This is a genomic window from Gryllotalpicola sp. (genome assembly GCF_027352875.1).
Taxonomy (GTDB): Bacteria; Actinomycetota; Actinomycetes; order Actinomycetales; family Microbacteriaceae; genus Gryllotalpicola.
Map to the genome: position 1 here is coordinate 1 of NZ_DAIEII010000032.1, position 2,616 is coordinate 2,616.

Here is a 2,616-nt window from a genome sequence, read left to right on the forward strand (position 1 = left end):
CGGTCAGCGAGGCTGCCAAGGGTCGATGACGTCGACACCGGTATCGGAGAAATGGCGCGTGTTGCGCGTCGCCACCGCGAAGCCGCGCGACGCGGCCGTCGCCGCCAGATAGCCGTCCGCCACCGGAAGCGGCCGCCCCGCCGCCCGAGCGGCAACAGCCATATCGGCATAGCGCCGCGCGGAATCCTGATCGAAGGGAAGGACGCGCCCGGAGAACAAGGCGAGAATGCCGTCGAGCGCGCGAGCCAGGCGGCGCTTCCGCGCGCCCTCTGGAAGAGCCCCGATGCCGAAAAGCAGCTCGGCGAGCGTCACACTCGACAGATAGAGCGTCTCAGCAGCCTGCCCATTCAGCCAGGACACCACCCACGGCTCGGGACGCGGGCTCATCGCCTCGGAAACGACATTCGTGTCGAGGACGATCACGGCAGAGTCATCGGAGCCGCCGGGCTGCGATCACGCACCGCCTCGAGAACAGCGATGTCGTTCTCGGTCAGCTCTAGATCGCGACCGAGCGCGGCAAGCGCCTCGCCGAGGAGAATGCGCTGCTGGGGCACCACCGCCTCGGCAAGGATCTCGCGGACCTCCGCCTCGGTGCTACGCCCATGCTCCGCTGCACGCACGCGCAGCGCACGGTGCACCTCATCAGGAACATTGCGCACCGTCAAGACCGCCATCAGCGCCACCTCATTTCCGCAGAGACCATTAGTCCCATGACAGCATCTTATACAAATGCTGTCACCATGAGCTGACCACTGGCCGCCGGCCGAAAAGCGCTCCGAGGCGGCGAGGCCGCAGCTGATCGTCGCCGGTCCAGCCGGCGCCGCCAGGCGACCGACAATTTGTCACCTCGGAGTGGGGGAACAGCCCGCGAAGTCGCCGTGAGGGACGTCGAGCACCGGCACGATCGAGTCGGAGTGACGAGCGCGGCAACCCGCGGGCCCTGGGCAGCCGATCGCCGGGCGGGGAACGCATCCTGTGCCCGACCTCGGATAACCTGAGCCCCAGTGAGCCCACCTCACTCAGAAGCGGGCAAGATAACTAAGGATTATCAGCGACGAACCCCGCTGGAGCACGTCCGCAGCGCTGACCGCCCGACGGGGCGCGACGTCGCTCACGTGGGTGTAGATCTCCGTCGTCGTGATGCTCGCGTGGCCGAGGAGGCGCTGGACGAAGCGGATGTCCACCCCCGCCTCCAGCAGCTGGGTGGCAGCCGCGTGGCGCAGCATATGGGGGCTGACGTGCCTGTCGAGACCCGCGGCATGGCTCGCCCGCTTCAGCCATTGCCGGAAGGTCTCGGGCTTGAGTGGAGAGCCATCTCGGCCGAAGAGCAGGAAGCGATGAGCTATTCCGAGGTCGCTGCGCAGTTCGAGATAGGCGATGAGGAGGCGTTGGAGCCAGACGTCGGCGATGTAGACGGTGCGGTCTCGGCAGCCCTTGCCCAGGACTCGGATGCTCGCCCCCTGGAGGTCGATGTTGCTGCACTCGATGCCCGTGGTCTCGCTGACCCGCGCCCCCGTGACCAGCATGAGACTCACGGCGAGCAGGACCGATGCCTCCCGGGGCCGGCTTCGCACGGCTGAGCGCAGGCTGCCCTCGCCCTGAACGAAGGACTGCAGGTAGCCGTACAGGCGGCGAAGGTCCTCGGTGGCGGCGACCCGCGGGAGCGTCCGCTGCCGACGGGCCCGCAGCGTCCTGAGCTCCTGCAGGTCGATGTGCGCGATCCCCGCCGCCGACAGCCACACGCAGAACCCCCGGAGCGCGGCGAGCCGGCGGATGATCGTGCGCTCCGCAAGCCCTCGGGCCCGCTGACTGTGGACGAACGCCAGCAGATCCTCGATGCCGAGCTCGCGCACATCCGCGTCCAGCCCCCTATGGTCGAGCCACAGCGCGATGTGGCCGGCATAGGCCCCGCAACGTGTGGGGCGAGAGGCTTCTCGCGTCTCGTAGCCAGTGGACGTAGGACTTCGCCGCTTCGTGCAGCTGCATGGTGATCGACTCCTCAGTAGGGTGCCAAAGGCGTGCGCCTCTGCTCTGAAGTCGATCCTGGATGGAGCCTCGGGAGAGACGGCTTAGCCCCGTTCTCGACCAGAGCCTGTGGAAAGCACGACGGGAATGTCGGTGGCGTGTGATGACATCGCCCGGTCCATCCCGCACAATCGGAAGGTGATCACCGTGAACGAACCACAGGTCTGGGCGGCGCTCGGCGTCCTGGCCGCCGCGCTCGCCAGCACCATCACGGCGTTCACAACATCGTTGAATCGCACCATGAATGCGCGATTCGATCGAGTCGATACCCGCATCGACGCACTGCGCGATGTCGTCGATACGAGGTTCGGCTCGGTCGAGCGGCGACTCGACGGGCTCGACGCCGACGTCGCGGCACTCATCAAACGGCAGTTGGACGAGTAAGCGCTAAGGAAGCAGCGCGGCGAGGTACTGCCCGTACCCGCTCTTGCTCAGCGGTGCGGCCAGGGCGCGCAGATGGTCGTCGGTGATCCAGCCGGCGCGCCAGGCGATCTCCTCGACGCAGCCGATCGTGAAGCCCTGGCGGTCCTCGATGACCCGCACGTACTCCGACGCCTGCAGCATCGAGTCGATCGTGCCCGTGTCGAGCCA

4 protein-coding genes and 1 pseudogene are annotated in these 2,616 nt (G+C 67.3%); 1 reads left to right on the top strand and 4 read right to left on the bottom strand.

All coding sequences use genetic code 11. The annotated features are described in order from the left end of the window. Nucleotides 1–3: 3 nt before the first annotated feature. The 3 genes from M7D61_RS04245 to M7D61_RS04255 form a co-directional block, all read right to left on the bottom strand. Entirely contained in the window at nucleotides 4–423 is a 420-nt protein-coding gene (locus M7D61_RS04245; protein WP_298227939.1) for a type II toxin-antitoxin system VapC family toxin, read from the bottom strand. Beyond that, nucleotides 420–674 (bottom strand): hypothetical protein, encoded by a 255-nt coding sequence (locus M7D61_RS04250; RefSeq protein ID WP_298227941.1) that lies wholly within the window; start codon nucleotides 672–674, stop codon nucleotides 420–422. The genes M7D61_RS04245 and M7D61_RS04250 overlap by 4 nt, the downstream gene beginning before the upstream one ends. Before the next feature lie 345 nt (nucleotides 675–1,019). Next, entirely contained in the window at nucleotides 1,020–1,853 is an 834-nt protein-coding gene (locus tag M7D61_RS04255; RefSeq protein ID WP_298227943.1) for a tyrosine-type recombinase/integrase, read from the bottom strand. Between the two features lie 319 nt (nucleotides 1,854–2,172). On the opposite strand from M7D61_RS04255, the gene M7D61_RS04260 reads away from it, so the two are divergent. Continuing rightward, complete coding sequence (locus M7D61_RS04260; protein ID WP_298227945.1) at nucleotides 2,173–2,409, top strand: hypothetical protein; 237 nt, start codon at nucleotides 2,173–2,175, stop codon at nucleotides 2,407–2,409. Between the two features lie 3 nt (nucleotides 2,410–2,412). Here M7D61_RS04260 and M7D61_RS04265 read toward each other — a convergent pair. After that, nucleotides 2,413–2,616 (bottom strand): annotated as a pseudogene (locus M7D61_RS04265) (glucose-1-phosphate thymidylyltransferase); the annotation flags it as partial.

What these genes read in the sequence shown, in the direction of transcription:
- M7D61_RS04250 (WP_298227941.1), bottom strand. Translation starts at nt 674, where the DNA reads ATGGCGGTCTTGACGGTGCGCAATGTTCCTGATGAGGTGCACCGTGCG.